A 19,812-nucleotide genomic window follows, 5' to 3' on the forward strand; every position below is an offset into this window, starting at 1 on the left:
GTAGTCGTCCCATGCGATCATCGGCAGCGTTCCCGGCACCGCCTTCGACAAGCGCACTGTTCGCTTCGACCAAGCGCCATCCGCTGCAGACGATGACGGCAGCAGGGCAAGTCGGGTGCCATGCCCATTTACCAGGGGCGACGCGCCGGGTAAGACCCTGATGGTGGCGCGCGTCAACGGGAGGGATTGCGGCATGGATCCGCACGATATTATCCAGCATCGTCCGATCGAGAACCGGTCCCCCTTGCGCCGCATGGAGGGGTTGCCGCGCATCGAGTTTCGCTCATCCACCTTCGCCTGGCTGTTCCAGTCGGGTACCGGCTGGATGATACTGGCGCTTGCGGTCGCGGTGGTGGCGGGCGGGTCCTACGCCGGGTACTGGTGGCAGACATCTGCGGTCCTCGCGGTGGTGCTGGGCGTCTATATCGCCTGGACGCATATCGAGAACCGCACCAGCCTGTTCTGGATCGACGACCAGAGGCTGTTCATGCGGCGCGGCATCCTGATGCGCAGCGAGGAAGAGATCGAGCTGTACCGGATCAAGGACGTCAAGGTGTCGTTCTCGCTGATCGAGCAGATGTTCAACGCGGGCACGATCCAGATCAGCTCGTCGGACGCCAGCAGCGCGATGAAGGCCATGCCGCCCATGGGGCGCTCGACGATCATCATCACCAACGTGCGCGATGCGCGCGCCATCCGTGCCGAAATCCGCGACCGGGTCGAGGCGATCCGGCAGAAGCGCGGTGTGCGCGAATTTGATATCGGCTGACAGGGAAACACCATGACATTGAAGACTTTGGGCCTTGCTGCGGCCACCGCACTTTTCGCCTTTGCCGCGCCCGCATATGCCAAGCTGTCGCCGCAGGAAGCGAAAATGGTCGAGGCGGTGGACAAGGGCCATGACCGCTGGATCGGCGTGCTCGAGACGATCACGCGGCAGAACAGCGGCAGCCGCAACATCGCCGGGGTGAAGAAGGTCGGCGAGATGGTGACGCCCGAGCTCGAGAAACTGGGCTTCAAGGTCGAATGGGTCGACCAGAGCGCGGCCAAGCGTTCGGGCCATCTGATCGCAACCCGCACGGGTCGCCCCGGCAGCACCAAGATGCTGCTGATCGGCCATCTCGACACCGTGTTCGAACCCGATTCGCCGTTCCAGGGAGTCAAACGCCTCAATGAAACGACGATGGAAGGCCCGGGGATCGAGGACAACAAGGGCGGCGTCGTGACGATGTTCGCCGCTTTGGAAGCGATGCAGGCGGCGGGCACGCTGTCGGCGGCGACGATCACCATCGTGCTGACCGGCGACGAGGAAGATGCGGGCGACCCGATCGATATCGCGCGCGCGGACCTGATCAAATGGGGCCAGTGGGCCGATGTCGCGCTCGATTTCGAAGGGCTAAGCCAGGTCGACGGCAAGGACATGGGCTCGATCGCGCGGCGGTCCTCCTACAGCTGGCAGGTCAACGCCACCGGCAAGGAAGGGCACAGCTCGGGGATTTTCTCGGCCAGCGCGGGCCATGGCGCGATCTACGAACTCGCGCGGATCATCGACCAGTTCCGCAACGAGCTGCCCGAGGACAAATTGACCTTCAATGTCGGCCTGATCGCGGGCGGATCGGTGGCGCAGCTCGACGCTGACCTCGTCCGCGCACAGGCGGCGGGCAAGACCAACATCATCCCCGCGCTCGCAGTCGCCCGCGGCGATTTCCGCACGCTGAGCGACGAACAGTCCGAGCGGGTGAAGGCCAAGATGCAGGGAATCGTCGCGCAGCACCTGCCCGGCACCAGCGCCGAGATCGTGTTCGAACAGGGCTATCCCCCGATGGCCCCGACCGAAGGCAACCGCGGCCTGCTCCGCCGCCTCAACATCATCAACGCCGACCTTGGCCTCGAACAGATGGCGGAGCTTGATCCCCTCAAGCGCGGCGCAGGCGATATCTCGTTCGTCGCGCGCTATGTCGACGGGCTGGTCGGCATGGGCCCCGCCGGAGACGGCGCGCATGCTCCGGGTGAAACGGTGGATCTGCCGAGCATCAAGCGCCAGGCGAAACGTGCGGCGATTTTGATGACGCGGTTGTCGATGGAGAAGAGGTGAGGGGGTGGTTCTGGGGGGCTGAGCCAATTAGGGGCGCCAAGTAGCCATTTAAGATAGCTTGGTAAGGTTCCGCCCAAATGTTGCCTTCACATGCGGTTTACAATCGAAGCCGACGTTTGATACGATCCCACAATGGCCTCGGCTGGTAAGTATCGGCAGGCGTGCCGCCGAGCCGAGCGGCAGGATGCCCACCGAAAACGATGCTGAGAATTCCTTTGGTTAAACCATCTGGAATGGAAATTGTCGCCGACCCTGAATCTTGAAGCACGGTGTCGACGAAAACCTCTACCGTTGGAGCACTTGCCCACACAACAAGATGATCTGGGGTCCATTCAATCTCGCCCAAGGCTTGCCCACGAGCCGGGGTCATCGCGATGGTTGATTTGGGCGGCACGACGAACTCTTCTGCCCAAGGTTCAAGCCAAACTAAAAGCGAGTTACGACCTGGGTTCGAAAGGCTCCATTGATTGTCGAGGTCTGCCATAGTGGCCAGTATTTCAGATTGAGCTTAAGTCGGCTACGGCGTTGTTTCATGACCTGCAACTCTTCCCGTTTGCCTGCGAAGGCAGGCATCCATCTCCTGCCCTTGCACCCGGCACGGGGGTCGGGAGATGGGCCCCTGCCTTCGCAGGGGACCGGGTGAGGTGTGCGGGGAGGGTTGTCGTTGCGGCAAACATCTTCGCGGCTTCGCGGGCTTCGCGTGAACCCATTTTTTTTCATGCGAAGACGCGAAGGGATACTTCGGCTGTGGATGGACATGCGGTGACTTGGGTAGCCGCAAGGGTAGCCGCAAGGGTAGCCGCAAGGGTAGCGCACACGTCCCTCGACTTCGCTCGGGACAGACGGGTGGGGGTGGAGCATATATCAAAGTGAATGCAACCTCCCCGAGTTCCCGAGCGAAGTCGAGGGACGTTGCACAAACTTAGCCGGATTGTCGGGATATGGTGAAAGCCGGACGCCCTTATTGCTAGCGGGCAACGAACGGGTAGGGCATCCGGCTTCCGCAACAGGGTTAATATGGGCTAGGGCGATTCGCTGTGACGCAGTTCACACCCGATACAGTTGCCGCGCCATAATCCGGGCGCGGTTTCCATCGACCAACCGTTAGGAGCGCCGCATGGCCAAGGACCGCAGCCCGGGATTCAAGCTGGGCATGACCGTGCTGATCGGCGCGTTGCTCGCGATTCCGCTGTTCATGGTCTACGCGCTGGTCTGGGACCGGCAGAGCCAGTCGGAGACTGCGCGCGCCAGTGTCGCCGAGGGCTGGGGCGGGCCGCAGATGCTGGCAGGGCCGGTGATGGTCATTCCTTATCGCCAGCAATCGGTCGAGACCGTCACCGAGAATGGCAAGGCGACGACGCGGGCGGTGACGATCGACCGCGAGTTGTTTCTCGCGCCGGTGAAGAACACCGCGAAGGTCGATGTCAGCCCCGAGCGGCGGACCAAATCGATCTACGAAACCGTGGTCTATGAAGCGCGGGTCAAGGGCACCGCGCGGTTTGCGCTGCCCGCCGATCTGGCGCGCTTCGGCGTGAAGCCCGAAGAGCTGCTGCTCGACCGCGCCGAGATCCGCGTCGGCATATCGGATGCGCGTGGGCTGCTTGCCGACAACGGCATCAGCGTCGGCGGCACCGCATTGCCGCTGCGCCCCGGCAAGGGGCTGGGCGCGACCAATGGGTCGGGCTTCTTCGCCTTTGCCGACTGGTCCGCAGGTGCTGCCGCGCCACTCGATGTCGCCTATCGTTTCGGGGTGCGCGGCAATGGCCAGCTCACCCTGATCCCCGATGCCGAATCGACCGACTGGACGATCGCTTCGACTTGGCCGCACCCAAGCTTTGCAGGCCAGTTCCTGCCCAACAGCCGCTCGGTGACCGACAAGGGCTTCACCGCGCGCTACACCATCAGTAACCTCGCGCTCGGCCGCGCGATCGTCCAGCTGCCGCAGCCGGGCGAGCAGGTAGGCCAGGGCGGACAGTCGGCGCAGATCGACCTGATCGAGCCGGTCAACCTCTACAGCCAGGTCGACCGCGCGGTGAAATACGGCTTCCTGTTCATCGGCTTCACCTTCCTCGCCTTCCTGATGTTCGACATCATCGCAGGCGCGCGGGTCGCGGCGGCGGAATATCTGCTGACCGGCGCGGGGCTGATCCTGTTCTTCGTGCTGTTGCTCGCCTTTGCCGAGATCATCGGCTTTACGCTGGCGTACCTCGCGGCATCGGGCGCGATCATCGGGCTGATCAGCGCGTACAGCGCCGCGGTGCTGGGCAGCGTCAAGCGCGCAGGCTTCATCGCCGGGCTGCTGCTCGGGCTGTATGCCTTGCTCTATGTGCTGCTCAACCTTGAGGCCTATTCGCTGATCATCGGATCGGTGCTGCTGTTCGTGGCGCTGGCGGCGGTGATGTATGTGACGCGGCGGGTCGACTGGTCGGGGCTGGGCAAGCGCGACGAGCCAGCGGAGCTGACGGCCTAGGGGCTTGCCGGACGCGTAAAGCCGTCCATAGTACATCCAAACGATAAAGTGAGGATGCATTCATGGATTTTGCGCTGCCGGCGGAGCTGACCGCCTATCTGGCCGAGCTCGACGCGTTCATCGAGGCCGAGATCAAACCGCTCGAGCAGGCGGACGACAACATCCGCTTTTTCGACCACCGCCGCGAATGGGCGCGGACCGATTTCGATGCCGGCGGCCTGCCTGCCCACGATTGGGAAGAGCTGCTGCGCGAGGCGCAGCGCCGTGCCGATGCCGCCGGGCACTGGCGTTTCTCCGCGCCGAAGAAATACGGCGGCAAGGACGGGTCGAACCTGTGGATGGCGGTGATCCGCGAGCATTTCGCCGCGAAGGGTCTCGGGCTGCACAATGATCTGCAGAACGAGCATTCGATCGTCGGCAACTTCCCGTTCGTCGCGATGTTCGAGGAGTTCGGCACCGAGGACCAGAAGCAGGAGTTCATCCTGGGCGGGTTCGAGCGCACCCGCATCACCGCGTTCGGCCTGACCGAGCCCGACCACGGATCGGACGCGACGCATATGGAGACGCGCGCCGTGCGCGAGACCCGCGATGGCGTTCCCGGCTGGCGGATCGATGGCGAGAAAATGTGGATCACCGGGATGCATGTCGCGACGCACTGCGCCTTGTTCGTGCGCACCAGCGGCGCGGATGGCGACGCCAAAGGTATCACCTGCCTGCTGGTGCCGACCGAAACGCCCGGGCTGAAGATCGAAGAGTATCTGTGGACCTTCAACATGCCCACCGATCACCCGCGCCTGTCGTTCAATAATGTCTGGGTTCCCGAAACCGCGATGCTGGGCGAGGAGGGGCGCGGGCTCGCGCTGGCGCAGAGCTTCGTCCACCAGAACCGCATCCGCCAGGCGGCATCTTCGCTGGGCGCGGCGGTGTTCTGCATTGAGGAAAGCGTCAAATACGCCCGCAAGCGCATGCCCTTTGGCAAGGCATTGAGCGAGAACCAGGGCATCCAGTTTCCGTTGGTCGAGCTGGCGACGCAGGCCGAGATGCTGCGCTGGCTGATCTACAAGACCGCCTGGGACATGGACCGGTTGCCGCACAAGGCGATCGAGCGCGAGATCTCGGACAAGGTCAGCATGTGCAATTACTGGGCGAACCGGCTGTGCTGCGAGGCCGCCGACCGCGCGATGCAGGTGCACGGCGGCATCGGCTATTCGCGCCACACCCCGTTCGAACACATTTACCGCCACCACCGGCGGTACAGGATCACCGAGGGATCGGAGGAGATCCAGATGCGCAAGGTGGGGGCGTATCTGTTTGGCTATCTGGGGCCAAGGAAGGGGAGCTTTGATTGATTTTTTAGATCCTCCCCCAGCTTGCTGGGGGAGGGGGACCGCTCGCGCAGCGGGTGGTGGAGGGGCAGCGAGATCGTGAAGCCGATGGGACGCCGTGCCATCCCGCTTCCCCTCCACCACCGACCTGCGGTCGGCGGTCCCCCTCCCCGAGACAAGCTCGAGGAGGATTTCAACAAACCGTCAACTTTGCCTGACACTCCTGCTTGTCGCGGCAAACCAATCTGTTAGACCATTGCCATGCCCTTTCCCTTTTCGGCCATCGTCGGCCAGGACGAAATGAAACGAGCCCTGCTGATCTCCGCGGTCGATCCGCGGATTGGCGGGGTGATGGTGTTTGGCGATCGCGGCACCGGCAAGTCCACCGCCGCGCGCGCGCTGTCGGCGCTGCTGCCGCCGATGCTGGCTGTCGCCGGGTGTCGCTACAATTGCGCGCCCGATGAGGCCGACCGCTGCCCCGACCAGTGCCAGTCGCGCAAGACCGCCAAGGTTCCGGTACCGTTCGTCGATCTGCCCTTGGGCGCGACCGAGGACCGGGTGCTCGGCGCGCTCGATCTGGAACGCGCGCTGGGGCGCGGCGAAAAGGCGTTTGAGCCCGGGCTGCTCGCCAAGGCGCACCGCGGCTATCTGTATATCGACGAGATCAACCTGCTCGAGGATCACTTGGTCGACCTGCTGCTCGATGTCGCCGCCTCGGGCGAAAACCTGGTCGAGCGCGAGGGGCTTTCGGTGCGGCACCCTGCGCGGTTTGTGCTGATCGGCAGCGGCAATCCCGAGGAGGGCGAATTGCGCCCGCAATTGCTCGACCGTTTCGGGCTGTCGGTCGAGGTCAAGACCCCGCAGGACATCGAACAACGGATCGAGATCATGCGCCGCTGCGACGCCTTGGAGCGCGAACCTGCGAAGTTTGCCGCCGATTGGGCCGAGGCGGATGCCAAGATCGTCAGGCGGCTCGCCAAGGGCAAGAAGGCGCTGCCCGGCGTCGCGATGCCCGAGACGACGCTGACCGATGCCGCCACCTTGTGCATGGCGGTCGGCGCGGACGGCCTTCGCGGCGAACTCACGCTGATGCGCGCGGCGCGGGCCTACGCCGCATTGGAAGGCGCCAAATCCGCCGAGCGCAAGCATCTGCGCGCGGTAGCCCCCATGGCGCTGCGCCACCGTCTGCGCCGCGACGTGCTCGACGAGACCGGATCGACGGTGCGGATCGACCGCGCGCTGACCGAGCTTTTCGGATGAGCGATGCGCTGCTGGCGGCAGAGCTGCTGGCCGCCGCGCCTGCCCGGCTGGGCGGGATGTCGTTGCGCGGACCGTCCGCAGAACGCGATGCGGTGCTGGCTTTCCTGACCGAAGAATTTGCCGATCGCCCGGTGCGCCGCCTGCCGGTGCATATCGACGAGGAAAGGCTGTGTGGCGGCATAGACGTTGCCTCGAGCCTGTCCGCCGGTCGCCGGATCGAGCAGGCGGGATTGCTGCAGGAGGTCGCAGGCGGGCTGTTGCTGGTGCCGATGGCCGAGCGGATGAGCGGCGTGGTCGCGGGGCGCATCGCCCAGGCGATGGATGCGGGCGCGGGCTTCGCTCTGGTGCTGGTCGATGATGGCGGCGAGGAGGAGGTGCCGCCGGTTTCGCTGACCGAGCGGGTGGCGTTCTGGTGCGATTTTTCGGCTTCCGCACCCTCCGACTCCGAAGCTGCCCTTCCCCGCATTCCCGAGCGAAGTCGAGGGACGCGCGCGCCAACGGTTGCGCAAGGTCCCTCGACTTCGCTCGGGAACACGGGAGGGGGGGTAGAGATCGTTCAAGCGGACCGCCAGACCCTCGCAAACATCACCCTAGCACTGGGAATCGACTCCGCGCGCGCCATGCTGTTCGCGCAGTCCGCTCTCTCCTTCTCAGCACAGATCGACGCGCGCGACTCCATCACCGACGACGACATCCAGTTCGTCGCGCGAACGGTGCTCGGCCCGCGCGCCACCCGCATTCCGCAACAGGCCGAAGAGCCGCCCCCGCCGCCGCCCCCCGAGGGCGAGGAGGAGCCCCCGCCCGGTGACAACGATGGCGAAGACGAACAGCACGATCCCAACCAGCTCGATGACCTGATCCTCGCCGCCGTGCTTGCCTCGATCCCCAAGGACGTGCTCGCGCGGATCGGCGAGGGGCGCTCCGCGCGGCGCGCGACCGGCGGCGGCGGGGCAGGGCGCAAGCGTGCCTCGCAGATGCGCGGGCGGCCATTGGGCGCACGGCCCGGGCTTCCACGCGGCGGCGCGCGTTTGGCGTTGATCGATACCTTGCGCGCCGCAGTGCCCTGGCAGGAGATCCGCCGCCAGCAGGAGGGCATGGACGCCCCCAAGCGCCTGCGTATCCGCAAGGGCGATCTGCGCATCCGGCGCTTCGAGGAGCGCGCCGAAGCGCTGACGATTTTCGCGGTCGATGCGTCGGGCTCGTCGGCGCTGGCACGTCTGGCCGAGGCCAAGGGCGCGGTCGAGCTGATGCTGGCGCAAAGCTATGTCAAACGCGCGCAGGTCGCGCTGATCGCGTTTCGCGGCACGAGCGCCGATCTGCTGTTGCCCCCCACCCGGTCGCTGACCCGCGCCAAGAAGGTGCTCGGCGAACTGCCCGGCGGGGGCGGCACGCCGCTGGCGCTGGGGCTGTCGGCAGCCGCCGAGCTCGCCGAGACCCAGGCCGCGCGCGGGCGCACGCCGTTCGTTGCGGTGCTCACCGACGGCAAGGGCAATATCGACAAGAACGGCCAGCCCGGGCGCGCGCAGGCGGGCGAGGATGCACTCGCGGCGGCGCGGCGTTTTGCGCAATCGGGGACGCAAGGCGTGGTGATCGATATCTCCGCCCGGCCCCAGCCCGAGGCGGCGGCGATTGCAGCGGCGATGCGCGCGCGCTATCTGGCTTTGCCGCGCGCCGATGCGCGGGGGGTCGAGCGCGCGGTGTCCGCGCTGCAATTCGGGAAAGCGCCATGAGTTCTGTCCGCTGGGAGGTCGAAGGCCACGATTGGCCCAACCGTGAACACAGCCGCTTCGTGCGCACCGGAATGCTCGAATGGCATGTCCAGGTTTCAGGGCCCGAGGGTCGCAATGCTCCGGTGCTGCTGCTGATCCACGGCACCGGTGCTGCGACCCACAGCTGGCGCGATCTGCTGCCGCTGCTGGCACAGCATTACACCGTGATCGCCCCCGACATGCCCGGCCACGGTTTCACGCGGGGGCGCATTTCGGGCGGTCAAAGCCTGCCGGGGATGGCCAAGGCGCTGGCCGAGTTGCTCGGCAAGCTCGGGCTGGGGGCGCCGGAGATCATTGTCGGTCATTCGGCGGGCGCGGCGATCGGTGTGCGCCTTGCGATCGATCTGGCGATCGACGCGCCGATCATCGGCCTCAACCCCGCGCTACTGCCGTTTCCGGGGCTCGCCGCGCGCCTGTTCCCCGCGATGGCGCGCGCATTGTTCGTCAACCCGTTCACCGCGATGATCTTCGCGCAGATCGCCAGCAGCCGAAGTGAAGTTGGCAGTTTCCTCAAAAAGGCGACCGGATCGCGGATCGATGCGCGCGGGGTGGAACTGTATCACCGGTTGTTCCGCACATCGGACCATTGCGCGGGCGCCATCGGCATGATGGCCAACTGGGACCTTGAAACGCTGGCCGCAGAGTTGCCCAGCGTCGCGGCGCGATCCTTGTTGGTGCATGGCGCGCTCGACAGCGCGATCCCGCTTGATTCGGTCGAGCGAGCGGCCAGGCTGATGCCGCATGCGGTCTCGATGAACCTGGCAGACCTCGGGCATCTGGCGCACGAGGAGGCGCCCGAACAGATCGCTGCGCTGATCCTCGAGTTCGCGGCGCAGACGTCCGCCGTGGCGGCCTGATCGCGATGGCTGGATGGAAGCAGCGCTGGGTCGGCTGGCGCAACGGCATCATCTCCAGCCCGGCGTTCCAGTCCTGGGCCTCGCGTTTTCCGCTGACCCGCCCGGTCTCGCGGGTCCGCGCGCGGCGGTTGTTCGATATCATCGCCGGGTTCACTTATTCGCAGACGCTGTTCGCCTGCGTGGAAAGCGGCATCATAGCGCGGCTGGAACAGGGCGCGGCACGCTCGGCAGAGTTGGGCGCGCTGGCGCGACTCGGGGCCGACGCGACGCGCAGGCTGCTGCGCGCTGCGGCGGCACTCGGGCTGATCGAGCGCGTCGATGATGACCTTTGGATGCTGGGTGAACAGGGGGTGGCCTTGGTCGGCAACCCCGGTGCGATCGCGATGATTCGTCACCATCACCTGCTGTATGCCGATCTTGCCGATCCGCTGTCACTGCTGCGCGGCGAGCGCACCGAGCCGGGCGCGCTGGCGGGATACTGGCCCTATGCGCTGGGCGATGGCAGCGAGGGCGAGGACCAGGCGGCGGTTTCCCCTTATTCGCAGCTGATGGCCGCATCGCAGCCGATGGTCGCCGATCAGGTGGTGCACGCCTGGAAGTTCGATCGCTACAAACGCATGCTCGATGTCGGCGGCGGGGCAGGGGCGTTTATCGCGGCGGTGGCCAAGGTTGCCCCGAGGCTCGATTTCGGGCTGTTCGATCTGCCCGCCGTCACCGCGATCGGCGTGCGTCAGCTGGGCGAGCAGGGCGTGAAGGTTAACGCGCACCCCGGCGATTTTCGGGGCGATGCGATTCCCACCGGCTATGACTTGATCACGCTGATTCGAATCCTGCACGATCATGACGATGCGCTGGCGCAGGAACTGCTGGTCAAGGTCCGCACGGCGCTTAACCCCGGAGATACGTTGCTGATCGCCGAACCAATGGCTGGGACCAGCGGCGCAGAAGCGATGGCCGATGCCTATTTCGGCTTTTATCTGCTGGCCATGGGCTCGGGCCGCGCCCGCACGCCGCAGGAAATCGGCGCCATGCTGACCCGCGCAGGCTTTGCCTCCTGGCGGGAACGACCCACCGGGCTGCCGATCGTGACCCGCGTGATTGCCGCTACCGCCTGAACGCCCCCAGGCCCCTCATGCCATCGCCATGTGTCAGAGTGTCCAAAAACAAATGCACCTGAATGTGTAAACCTACATTGACACTATGGGGAGTTAAGTTAAGATGACACCTTGTTCAGGGGTCTCGTAAGCGACCCTGCAAGGCTCGAAACAAGGGGAGCGCACCGTGCAGGCAATGGCCGTCATTTTCGAAGCGCCACACCGCCTTGCCTTGCGTTCGCTGGCGCTGAATGCCCCTGAATCCGGCGATGTCATCGTCGAGATCGTGTGGAGCGGGATCAGCACCGGCACCGAAAAACTGTTGTTTACCGGCAAGATGCCGAACTTCCCCGGAATGGGGTATCCGCTGGTGCCGGGCTATGAGTCGGTGGGGCGGATCGTCGACTCAGGGTCCGAGTGCAAGGGCCGGATCGGCGAATGGGTCTTCGTTCCAGGTGCCAACTGCTTTGCCGATGCGCGCGGCCTGTTCGGCGGATCGGCGCGGCGACTCGTGGTGCCCTCGGCGCGCGCGTTGCCCATCGACGAAAGCTGGGGATCGGACGGCGTCCTGTTCGCGCTGGCGGCCACCGCATTGCATGCGATGGCGGGCGGCGCTCCCGATCTGATCGTCGGTCACGGCATTCTGGGGCGTCTGCTCGCCCGGCTCACCATCGCCAGCGGCGCGCCTGCGCCGACCGTCTGGGAAATCAACCCGGCCCGCAGCGCCGGCGCGGATGGCTATGACATTGTCCATCCCGATGCGGACGAGCGCCGCGATTATCGCAGCATCTGCGATGTCAGCGGCGACAGTTCGCTGCTCGACACGCTGATCGGCCGGCTCGGCAAGGGCGGCGAGGTCACCCTTGCCGGATTTTACCAGCAGCCCTTGAGCTTCACCTTTCCGCCTGCATTCATGCGCGAGGCGCGCATTCGCGTCGCCGCTGAGTGGGGGCCGGACGACCTGGTCGCGATCCGCGCGATGGTCTCTTCAGGGGCACTCAGCCTCACCGGGCTGGTCAGCCATGTTCAGCCGGTCGCCGATGCGACCAGCGCCTATCCGACCGCATTTACAGACCCGGCCTGCCTCAAGATGATACTCGATTGGAGCGCTTGCGCATGACGATGTTGGAAAACTCAGGTCCCGATATGGACGCTCTTCGTGAGGAAGCGTCGCACGAACCCGATCCGGTGCACACCGGCCCGGTGACCAAGGAAACGCAGATCATCGCGATCTATGGCAAGGGCGGTTCGGGCAAGAGCTTTGCGCTGTCCAACCTCAGCTACATGATGGCGCAGCAGGGCAAGCGCGTGCTGCTCATCGGTTGCGATCCCAAGTCCGATACCACCAGCCTGCTGTTCGGCGGCAAGGCGTGCCCGACGATCATCGAAACCAGCAGCGCCAAGAAGCTCGCCGGTGAAGAGGTCCGCATCGAGGATGTCTGCTTCCAGCGCGACGGCGTGTTCGCGATGGAGCTTGGCGGCCCCGAAGTGGGACGCGGCTGCGGCGGACGCGGCATCATCCACGGCTTCGAACTGCTCGAAAAGCTGGGCTTCCATGACTGGGGCTTCGATTTCGTGCTGCTCGATTTCCTCGGCGACGTGGTCTGCGGCGGCTTCGGCCTGCCGATCGCCCGCGACATGTGCCAGAAGGTCATCGTCGTCGCCTCCAACGACCTGCAATCGCTCTATGTCGCCAATAACGTCTGCAAGGCGGTCGACTATTTCGGCAAGATGGGCGGCAATGTCGGCGTCGCGGGCATCCTGATCAACAAGGATGACGGCACCGGCGAAGCGCAGGCGTTCGCCGAAGAGGTCGGCATCCCGGTGCTCGCCTCGATCCCAGCCAATGACGACATCCGCCGCAAGTCGGCCAACTACCAGATCATCGGTCGCCCCGACACCGAATGGGCGTCGCTGTTCGAGGAACTCGCGATCAACGTCGCCGAAGCGCAGCCCGCGCCGCCGCGTCCGCTCACCCAGGATGGCCTGCTCGCGCTGTTCAAGCCCGAGGACACCGGCGGCAACGTCGAACTCGTCCCCGCCAGCCAGGCCGACATGCGCGGCGGCACCTACGAACAAAAGCCCTCGCTCGAAGTGGTTTACGACAGCGTATGACCGATAGCCCCGCCTCTTCCGCCTCACGCACACCCGACCGGATCGACCTTGTGGCCGCGCCTGTCGAAGGGGGGTGCTCGTCAAAGGACACCATGCGCGCAGCGGCCGAAGAGGCTGGCAAGGGCGAGATTCTGGCGCGTTATGCCGCCGATTACCCCAAGGGCCCGCACGATCAGCCGCAAAGCATGTGCCCCGCGTTCGGGTCGCTCCGGGTCGGCCTGCGCATGCGCCGCACCGCGACGATCCTGTCGGGATCGGCCTGCTGCGTTTATGGCCTGACCTTCACCTCGCATTTCTACGGCGCGCGCCGTTCGGTCGGTTACGTGCCGTTCAGCTCGGAAACGCTGGTGACCGGCAAATTGTATGAAGACATCCGCGACGCGGTGCATCTGATGGCCGATCCGGCGCTGTACGATACCGTCGTCGTCACCAACCTGTGCGTACCGACCGCATCGGGTGTGCCGATCCAAAGTCTGCCCAAGCAGATCAACGGTGTGCGCATCATTGGTATCGATGTTCCCGGCTTTGGCGTGCCCACGCATGCCGAAGCCAAGGACGTGCTCGCTGGCGCGATGCTGGCTTATGCCCGCAAGGAAGCCTCGCAGGGTCCGGTCGCCGCGCCCAGCCATCGCCCCGATCGCCCGACGGTCACTTTGCTGGGCGAAATGTTCCCTGCCGATCCCGTAGGCATCGGTCAGCTGCTCGAGCCCTTGGGCCTGGCTGCAGGACCCGTCGTCCCCACCCGCGAATGGCGCGAGCTCTACAGCGCGCTCGATTGCGCTGCGGTCGCCGCGATCCATCCGTTCTACACCGCAAGCGTGCGCGAGTTCGAAGGCGCCGGTCGTCCGGTTGTCGGCTCTGCCCCCGTCGGCGTCGATGGCACCGCGGCCTGGCTCGATGCGATTGGTGCGACCTGCGGCGTTGCCCAGTCCGTCATCGATGCCGCCAAGGACAAGTTCCTGCCCGCGATCCGCGCAGCGCTTGCTGCCAATCCGATCAAGGGCCGGATCACCGTCTCGGGCTACGAAGGCTCCGAATTGCTGGTCGCTCGGCTGCTGATCGAAAGCGGCGCGGACGTGCCTTACGTCGGTACTGCCTGCCCCAAGACCAAGTGGTCGGACCCTGATCGTGCCTGGCTGGAGGAACGCGGCGTTCGCATCCAGTATCGCGCCAGCCTCGAACAGGACATCGCCGCAGTCGAAGAGTTCCGCCCGAATCTGGCGATCGGCACCACGCCTGTGGTCCAGCACGCAAAGAGCGAGGCGATCCCGGCTTTGTATTTCACCAACCTGATCTCGGCGCGTCCGCTGATGGGTCCGGCAGGCGCAGGTTCGCTGGCATTGGTGATCAACGCCGCACTCGCCAATCAGGACCGGTTCAACCGGATGCAAAGTTTCTTCGATGGTGTCGGTACCAACGAGACCGCCGGCATCTGGCGCGATACCCCGGTCGATCGGCCCGAGTTCAAGAAGAAGTACGCCGCACGCATCAAGGGGCTCAACAAGTCCGAAGAGGCGGTGGGCACATGACCCTGATTATCGATCACGATCGGGCCGGCGGTTATTGGGGCGCGGTTTACGCGTTCACCGCGATCAAGGGCCTGCAGGTCATCATTGACGGCCCTGTCGGTTGCGAAAACCTGCCGGTGACCTCGGTGCTGCATTATACCGATGCGCTGCCGCCGCACGAACTCCCCATCGTCGTAACCGGCCTTGGCGAGGAAGAGCTCGGCAAGACCGGCACCGAAGCTGCGATGCGCCGTGCCTGGCAGACGTTGGACCCTGATCTTCCCGCCGTGGTGGTCACCGGATCGATTTCCGAGATGATCGGCGGCGGGGTGACCCCCAATGGCACCAACATCCGCCGGTTCCTGCCGCGCACCATCGATGAAGATCAGTGGCAGGCCGCCGATCGCGCGCTGACCTGGCTGTGGACCGAGTTCGGCCCCAAGAAGGTCAAGCCGCTTGCTCCGCGCAAGGAAGGCGTAAAGCCCAAGGTCAATATCCTCGGCCCGATCTATGGCACGTTCAACATGCCCAGCGACCTGGCCGAGATCCAGCGTCTGGTCGAAGGCATCGGCTGCGAGCTCAACATGGTCTTCCCGCTGGGCAGCCATCTGGCCGACGTCAAGAAGCTGGCCGACGCAGAGGTCAACATCTGCATGTACCGCGAGTTCGGCCGCAACCTGTGCGAAACCCTTGAACGTCCCTACCTGCAGGCGCCGATCGGGCTTGAATCGACGACGCTGTTCCTGCGCAAGCTGGGCGAGCTCACCGGCCTCAACCCCGAGCCGTTCATCGACCGCGAAAAGCACACCACGATCAAGCCGCTGTGGGACCTGTGGCGCTCGGTCACCCAGGATTTCTTCGGCACCGCAAGCTTCGGCATCCACGCCAACGAAACCTATGCGCGCGGCATCCGCAATTTCCTCGAGCACGACATGGGGCTGCCGTGCAACTTCGCCTTCAGCCGCACCGCAGGCGTCAAGCCCGACAACGAGGCGGTGCGCGAGGCGATCCGCACCAACCCGCCGCTGGTGATGTTCGGCAGCTATAACGAGCGGATGTACATGGCCGAGTGCGGCGCGCGCGGCATGTATATTCCGGCCAGCTTCCCCGGCGCGGTGATCCGCCGCCACACGGGAACGCCGGTGATGGGCTATTCCGGGGCGACCTGGCTGGTTCAGGAAGTGTGCAATGCGCTGTTCGATGCGCTGTTCCACATCCTGCCGCTGTCGACCCAGATGGACGCAGTTGCGGCCACTCCGGCCAGAATCGAGCGGGAACTCGATTGGACTCCGGAAGCCAAGGCGCGGCTTGACCAGCTGGTCGACGCGCAGCCGGTTCTGGTGCGGATTTCCGCCGCCAAGAACCTTCGCGACGCTGCCGAAAGGGCGGCAAGGCGCGCAAACGAGAATTCAGTAACCGAGGTGCGGCTGGTGGAGGAAGCCGTCGCACAGAATATGGGTCAGCTCGCGTGAGCGGCTGGTCCAGTCATCGGCCTTGGGACGGGGCCTCCATCATCCGCACGGGGTTCTCCCGAACGGATAATCGCCTGGAAGGCGCTCATTTGGCGTTCTTCCAAATTTGGAAGCTAAGGAGAATATCTCATGGCAGATGAAGGGATGGGTCCTGCGACCTACCTGACGGAAAGCGAAGCAAAGGAGTTTCACAAACTCTTCGTTGCAAGCTTTGCCTTCTTTACGATCATCGCGATCATCGCTCACGTTCTGGTCTGGCAATGGCGCCCGTGGTTCCCGGGCACGCCCGGCTACGAAGCGACTTCGAGTCTCGACCCCGTGACCGACGTCCAGCTCAGCTAAAAAGGAACGTACCATGCATAGAATGTGGCAAACATTCGATGGCAACAAGGTTCTGACTGCACTTGCAGTCTTCTTGTTCACCCTCGCACTCCTGATCCATTTCATCCTGTTGAGCACCAATCGCTACAACTGGCTGGAAGCCCCCAACCCGACCGCTGCTCCTGCAGCAGTGGCTGCGGCATCGGCGATCACACCCTGATCTCGGGGTAAGAGCCAGTGTGTCGCCTGACCAGGCGATAAGGGCAGACCAGCATGGCTGGTCCTTCTGGTCTGCCCCCTTCACTGGTGATCGCCGCGGTGCGGTGAGTTAAAATTGAGTCCTCGTAAATGAGGGAAAGCTATCCGGTTCGCTGCACCCTTGCTGCAGCGGCTAACGAAGGAGTCTGGCAATGGCGCTCTTGAGCTTCGAGAGAAAATATCGTGTCAGAGGCGGAACATTGGTCGGCGGGGATCTGTTCGATTTCTGGGTCGGGCCATTTTATGTCGGCTTCTTCGGGATCACGACGCTGTTCTTTTCCGCACTCGGTACCGCGCTGATATTCTACGGCGCATCGCAGGGGGGAACATGGAACCCCTGGCTGATCAGCATCGCGCCGCCTGACCTGAGCTATGGTCTTGGGCTGGCGCCGATGATGGCAGGCGGTCTGTGGCAGATCATCACGGTCTGCGCGATCGGGGCCTTTGTCAGCTGGGCGCTGCGCGAGGTCGAAATCTGCCGCAAATTGGGCATGGGCTATCATGTCCCGTTCGCCTTTGCGGTCGCGATCTTCGCTTATGTCACCTTGGTGGTGTTCCGCCCGATGCTGCTGGGCGCCTGGGGACATGGCTTCCCTTACGGCATCTTCAGCCACCTCGATTGGGTGTCGAACGTCGGCTACCAGTATCTGCACTTCCACTACAACCCGGCCCATATGCTGGCCGTATCGTTCTTCTTCACCACCACGCTTGCGCTGTCGATGCACGGTGCGCTGGTTCTTTCGGCCACCAACCCGGCCAAGGGTGAAGACGTCAAATCGCCCGAATATGAAGACACCTTCTTCCGCGACCTGATCGGCTATTCGGTCGGCACGCTCGGTATCCACCGCGTGGGCCTGCTGCTGGCGCTGAATGCCGGGTTCTGGAGCGCAGTGTGCATCATCATATCCGGCCCGTTCTGGACCCGCGGCTGGCCGGAATGGTGGAGCTGGTGGCTCAACCTGCCGATCTGGATGTGAGGGGATAATTCATCATGCCACGCTATCAAAACATCTTCACCCAGGTCCAATTGCACGGGCATCCCGAAATGGGGATGCCGTTCAAGGACGACAGCGAACCGCGCATCCACGCCACCACGTTCAGCTACTGGCTGGGCAAGCTTGGCCAGGCGCAGATCGGCCCGGTCTATCTGGGCAAGCTCGGCCTTGCATCGCTGCTGTTCGGCACGCTCGCATTCGTGATCATCGGCCTCAACATGCTGGCCTCGGTGAACTGGAACCCCAACGTCTTCCTCAAGGAATTCTTCTGGCTCGCGCTCGAACCGCCCGGACCTGAATGGGGCTTCTCGCCGATGGTGCCGCTGGCCGAAGGCGGCTGGTGGATCATCACCGGCTTCTTCCTGACCACCTCGATCCTGTTGTGGTGGGCACGCACCTACCGCCGCGCCCGGGCACTGGGCATGGGCACGCACGTCGCCTGGGCTTTCGCCAGCGCCATCTGGCTGTACTTGGTGCTGGGCTTCATCCGCCCCGGACTGCTGGGCAGCTGGGCAGAGGCGGTACCCTTCGGCATCTTCCCGCACCTGGATTGGACCGCAGCCTTCTCGATCCGCTACGGCAACCTGTTCTACAACCCGTTCCATGCGCTTTCGATCGCCTTTTTGTACGGCTCGACCTTGCTTTTTGCGATGCACGGAGCCACAATTCTGGCTGTGGGTCGTTATGGCGGCGAGCGTGAGATCGAGCAGATCTACGATCGTGGTACCGCCAGCGAACGCGCCGGACTGTTCTGGCGCTGGACCATGGGGTTCAATGCCACCATGGAATCGATCCATCGCTGGGCCTGGTGGTTTGCGGTGCTCACCACACTTACTGGCGGTATCGGCATCCTGCTGACCGGCACGGTTGTCGATAACTGGTATCTCTGGGCCCAAGAGCACAATTTTGCCCCAGCCTATCCCGATACCGGTGTTGTCGATCCCAGCACGACGCTCATCGCACCGAGCGACGTGGTGATCGATCCAAACCAGATGGTTGAAGACCCGAGCGTACAGCCTGTGGTCCCCAGCCAGACGCAAGGGAGCTGACAGCCATGCCTAGTCTTTCCAAACTGACCGCCGTGGGTGCGCTGGCCTTGGCCGGCCTCGCCCTGGCGGGATGCGAGCTTGGTCCCAAGCAGTCGCAGCAAACCGGGTATCGTGGCACCGGCATCGTCCAGATCGTCGATCCGCAGAATGTCGTTGCCCCCGGAGAAGTGCCTCCGCCGCCTTATGCCTTGCCGGCGGCCGGCGGAGAAACTGCGGGCGAAGTGTACGAGAACGTCAACGTGCTGGCGCATGTCAGCCGCGAGGAATTCGACTACACGATGGCGGCGATCACCCAGTGGATCGTGCCTGCCAATGCTCCGGCCGAGGAGGCTGGATGCAATTATTGCCACAACCCCGAAAATCTGGCCGATGACAGCAAATACACCAAGGTCGTCGCGCGCCGGATGATCCAGATGACGCAGAACATCAACCAGAACTATTCGGATCACGTCAAGCAGACCGGTGTCACCTGCTATACCTGTCACCGGGGCAATGCCGTTCCAGAGTATGTCTGGACCGATCCCAGGCCATCTGACGGCCGTCTGATGGGCAACAAGCGCGGGCAGAACACACCTGCCTCGGCCGTGGGCTTCGCTTCGCTGCCGCTCGATGCCTATGCCAAGTACATGCGTGGCAATTCGGGGCCGGCACGGGTGATCTCCACGACCATCCACCCCACCACCGCCAACCGCCAGAGCATCAAGGACGCAGAAGGCAACTATGCGATCATGATGCACCTGTCGCAGTCGCTGGGCGTCAACTGCACCTATTGCCACAACAGCCGCTCGTTCGCGCGCTGGGAACAGAGCAGCCCGCAACGCGCGCTGGCCTGGTACGGGCTGCAGATGGTCAAGAATACTAACGAGGAATACATCCATCCTCTGGCCAGCGTCTTCCCGGCCAACCGACTGGGCACGCAGGGTGATCCCTACAAGACCAACTGCGCCACCTGCCACCAGATGCAGCGCAAGCCTTTGGGCGGGGCGAACATGTCGCAGGATTATCCGGCATTGCGCACGGTCGGTCCTGTGGCTGCACCTGCGGTTCCTGGTGCAGTTCCAGCTACTGGTGCGGCGGCTCCCGCCGCAGCCGCAGCGGCGAATTGAGCTGACACAAATCCTCCCCCAGCTTGCTGGGGGAGGGGGACCGCCCGCGCAGCGGGTGGTGGAGGGGACGCGAGATGGCACGACATGCAAAGTCTGCGCGATCCCGCTTCCCCTCCAC

The 19,812-nt window shown here is 64.3% G+C and carries 18 protein-coding genes; 17 read left to right on the forward strand and 1 reads right to left on the reverse strand.

Annotated elements, in window-relative coordinates; genetic code table 11:
* The first annotated feature begins 193 nt into the window (after nt 1–193).
* Together ACK4R0_RS10770 and ACK4R0_RS10775 are read left to right on the forward strand one after the other, a co-directional pair.
* The gene (locus tag ACK4R0_RS10770) at nt 194–769 is read left to right on the forward strand and encodes a PH domain-containing protein (RefSeq protein ID WP_409673931.1); all 576 of its coding nucleotides are present in this window, start codon (nt 194–196) and stop codon (nt 767–769) included.
* Between the two features lie 12 nt (nt 770–781).
* On the forward strand, nt 782–2,095 hold the full coding sequence (locus ACK4R0_RS10775) for a M20/M25/M40 family metallo-hydrolase (protein WP_409673932.1): 1,314 nt from the start codon (nt 782–784) through the stop codon (nt 2,093–2,095).
* 97 nt (nt 2,096–2,192) lie between these two features.
* Here the strand turns inward: ACK4R0_RS10775 and ACK4R0_RS10780 are convergent, their stop codons facing one another.
* Complete coding sequence (locus ACK4R0_RS10780; protein ID WP_409673933.1) at nt 2,193–2,579, reverse strand: hypothetical protein; 387 nt, start codon at nt 2,577–2,579, stop codon at nt 2,193–2,195.
* A 633-nt stretch (nt 2,580–3,212) separates the two neighbouring features.
* Here ACK4R0_RS10780 and creD point away from each other — a divergent pair.
* From creD to pufC, 15 genes are all read left to right on the forward strand, one after another.
* The gene (gene creD / locus ACK4R0_RS10785) at nt 3,213–4,565 is read left to right on the forward strand and encodes a cell envelope integrity protein CreD (RefSeq protein WP_409673934.1); all 1,353 of its coding nucleotides are present in this window, start codon (nt 3,213–3,215) and stop codon (nt 4,563–4,565) included.
* 62 nt (nt 4,566–4,627) lie between these two features.
* Complete coding sequence (locus ACK4R0_RS10790; protein WP_409673935.1) at nt 4,628–5,914, forward strand: acyl-CoA dehydrogenase family protein; 1,287 nt, start codon at nt 4,628–4,630, stop codon at nt 5,912–5,914.
* A gap of 237 nt (nt 5,915–6,151) precedes the next feature.
* The gene (gene bchI / locus ACK4R0_RS10795; RefSeq protein WP_409673936.1) at nt 6,152–7,150 is read left to right on the forward strand and encodes a magnesium chelatase ATPase subunit I; all 999 of its coding nucleotides are present in this window, start codon (nt 6,152–6,154) and stop codon (nt 7,148–7,150) included.
* On the forward strand, nt 7,147–8,880 hold the full coding sequence (locus ACK4R0_RS10800; RefSeq protein ID WP_409673937.1) for a magnesium chelatase subunit D: 1,734 nt from the start codon (nt 7,147–7,149) through the stop codon (nt 8,878–8,880). Before bchI ends, ACK4R0_RS10800 begins: the two co-directional genes overlap by 4 nt.
* Nucleotides 8,877–9,776, forward strand: coding sequence for an alpha/beta fold hydrolase BchO (gene bchO / locus ACK4R0_RS10805; protein WP_409673938.1), 900 nt, complete (start codon nt 8,877–8,879; stop codon nt 9,774–9,776). Before ACK4R0_RS10800 ends, bchO begins: the two co-directional genes overlap by 4 nt.
* Before the next feature lie 5 nt (nt 9,777–9,781).
* Complete coding sequence (locus tag ACK4R0_RS10810; protein WP_409673939.1) at nt 9,782–10,891, forward strand: methyltransferase; 1,110 nt, start codon at nt 9,782–9,784, stop codon at nt 10,889–10,891.
* A 175-nt stretch (nt 10,892–11,066) separates the two neighbouring features.
* Nucleotides 11,067–11,990 carry a chlorophyll synthesis pathway protein BchC gene (gene bchC / locus ACK4R0_RS10815; RefSeq protein ID WP_409673940.1) on the forward strand — a complete coding sequence of 308 codons (924 nt, stop codon included), beginning with the start codon at nt 11,067–11,069 and terminating at the stop codon, nt 11,988–11,990.
* Nucleotides 11,987–12,985, forward strand: coding sequence for a chlorophyllide a reductase iron protein subunit X (locus ACK4R0_RS10820; protein ID WP_409673941.1), 999 nt, complete (start codon nt 11,987–11,989; stop codon nt 12,983–12,985). The genes bchC and ACK4R0_RS10820 overlap by 4 nt, the downstream gene beginning before the upstream one ends.
* Entirely contained in the window at nt 12,982–14,514 is a 1,533-nt protein-coding gene (gene bchY, locus ACK4R0_RS10825; RefSeq protein ID WP_409673942.1) for a chlorophyllide a reductase subunit Y, read from the forward strand. The genes ACK4R0_RS10820 and bchY overlap by 4 nt, the downstream gene beginning before the upstream one ends.
* Nucleotides 14,511–15,965 carry a chlorophyllide a reductase subunit Z gene (bchZ, locus tag ACK4R0_RS10830; protein ID WP_409673943.1) on the forward strand — a complete coding sequence of 485 codons (1,455 nt, stop codon included), beginning with the start codon at nt 14,511–14,513 and terminating at the stop codon, nt 15,963–15,965. Before bchY ends, bchZ begins: the two co-directional genes overlap by 4 nt.
* A gap of 129 nt (nt 15,966–16,094) precedes the next feature.
* Nucleotides 16,095–16,307, forward strand: coding sequence for a light-harvesting antenna LH1, beta subunit (pufB, locus tag ACK4R0_RS10835; protein WP_017669604.1), 213 nt, complete (start codon nt 16,095–16,097; stop codon nt 16,305–16,307).
* 22 nt (nt 16,308–16,329) lie between these two features.
* Entirely contained in the window at nt 16,330–16,506 is a 177-nt protein-coding gene (gene pufA / locus ACK4R0_RS10840; RefSeq protein WP_409673978.1) for a light-harvesting antenna LH1, alpha subunit, read from the forward strand.
* 190 nt (nt 16,507–16,696) lie between these two features.
* Nucleotides 16,697–17,521: a photosynthetic reaction center subunit L gene (gene pufL, locus ACK4R0_RS10845; RefSeq protein WP_409673944.1), complete on the forward strand. Its 825-nt coding sequence runs from the start codon at nt 16,697–16,699 to the stop codon at nt 17,519–17,521.
* Between the two features lie 14 nt (nt 17,522–17,535).
* Complete coding sequence (pufM, locus tag ACK4R0_RS10850) at nt 17,536–18,588, forward strand: photosynthetic reaction center subunit M (RefSeq protein WP_409673945.1); 1,053 nt, start codon at nt 17,536–17,538, stop codon at nt 18,586–18,588.
* Between the two features lie 5 nt (nt 18,589–18,593).
* Entirely contained in the window at nt 18,594–19,694 is a 1,101-nt protein-coding gene (pufC, locus tag ACK4R0_RS10855) for a photosynthetic reaction center cytochrome PufC (protein WP_409673946.1), read from the forward strand.
* Nucleotides 19,695–19,812: the final 118 nt, after the last annotated feature.

This window comes from Blastomonas sp., from assembly GCF_046294995.1.
GTDB lineage: Bacteria > Pseudomonadota > Alphaproteobacteria > Sphingomonadales > Sphingomonadaceae > Blastomonas.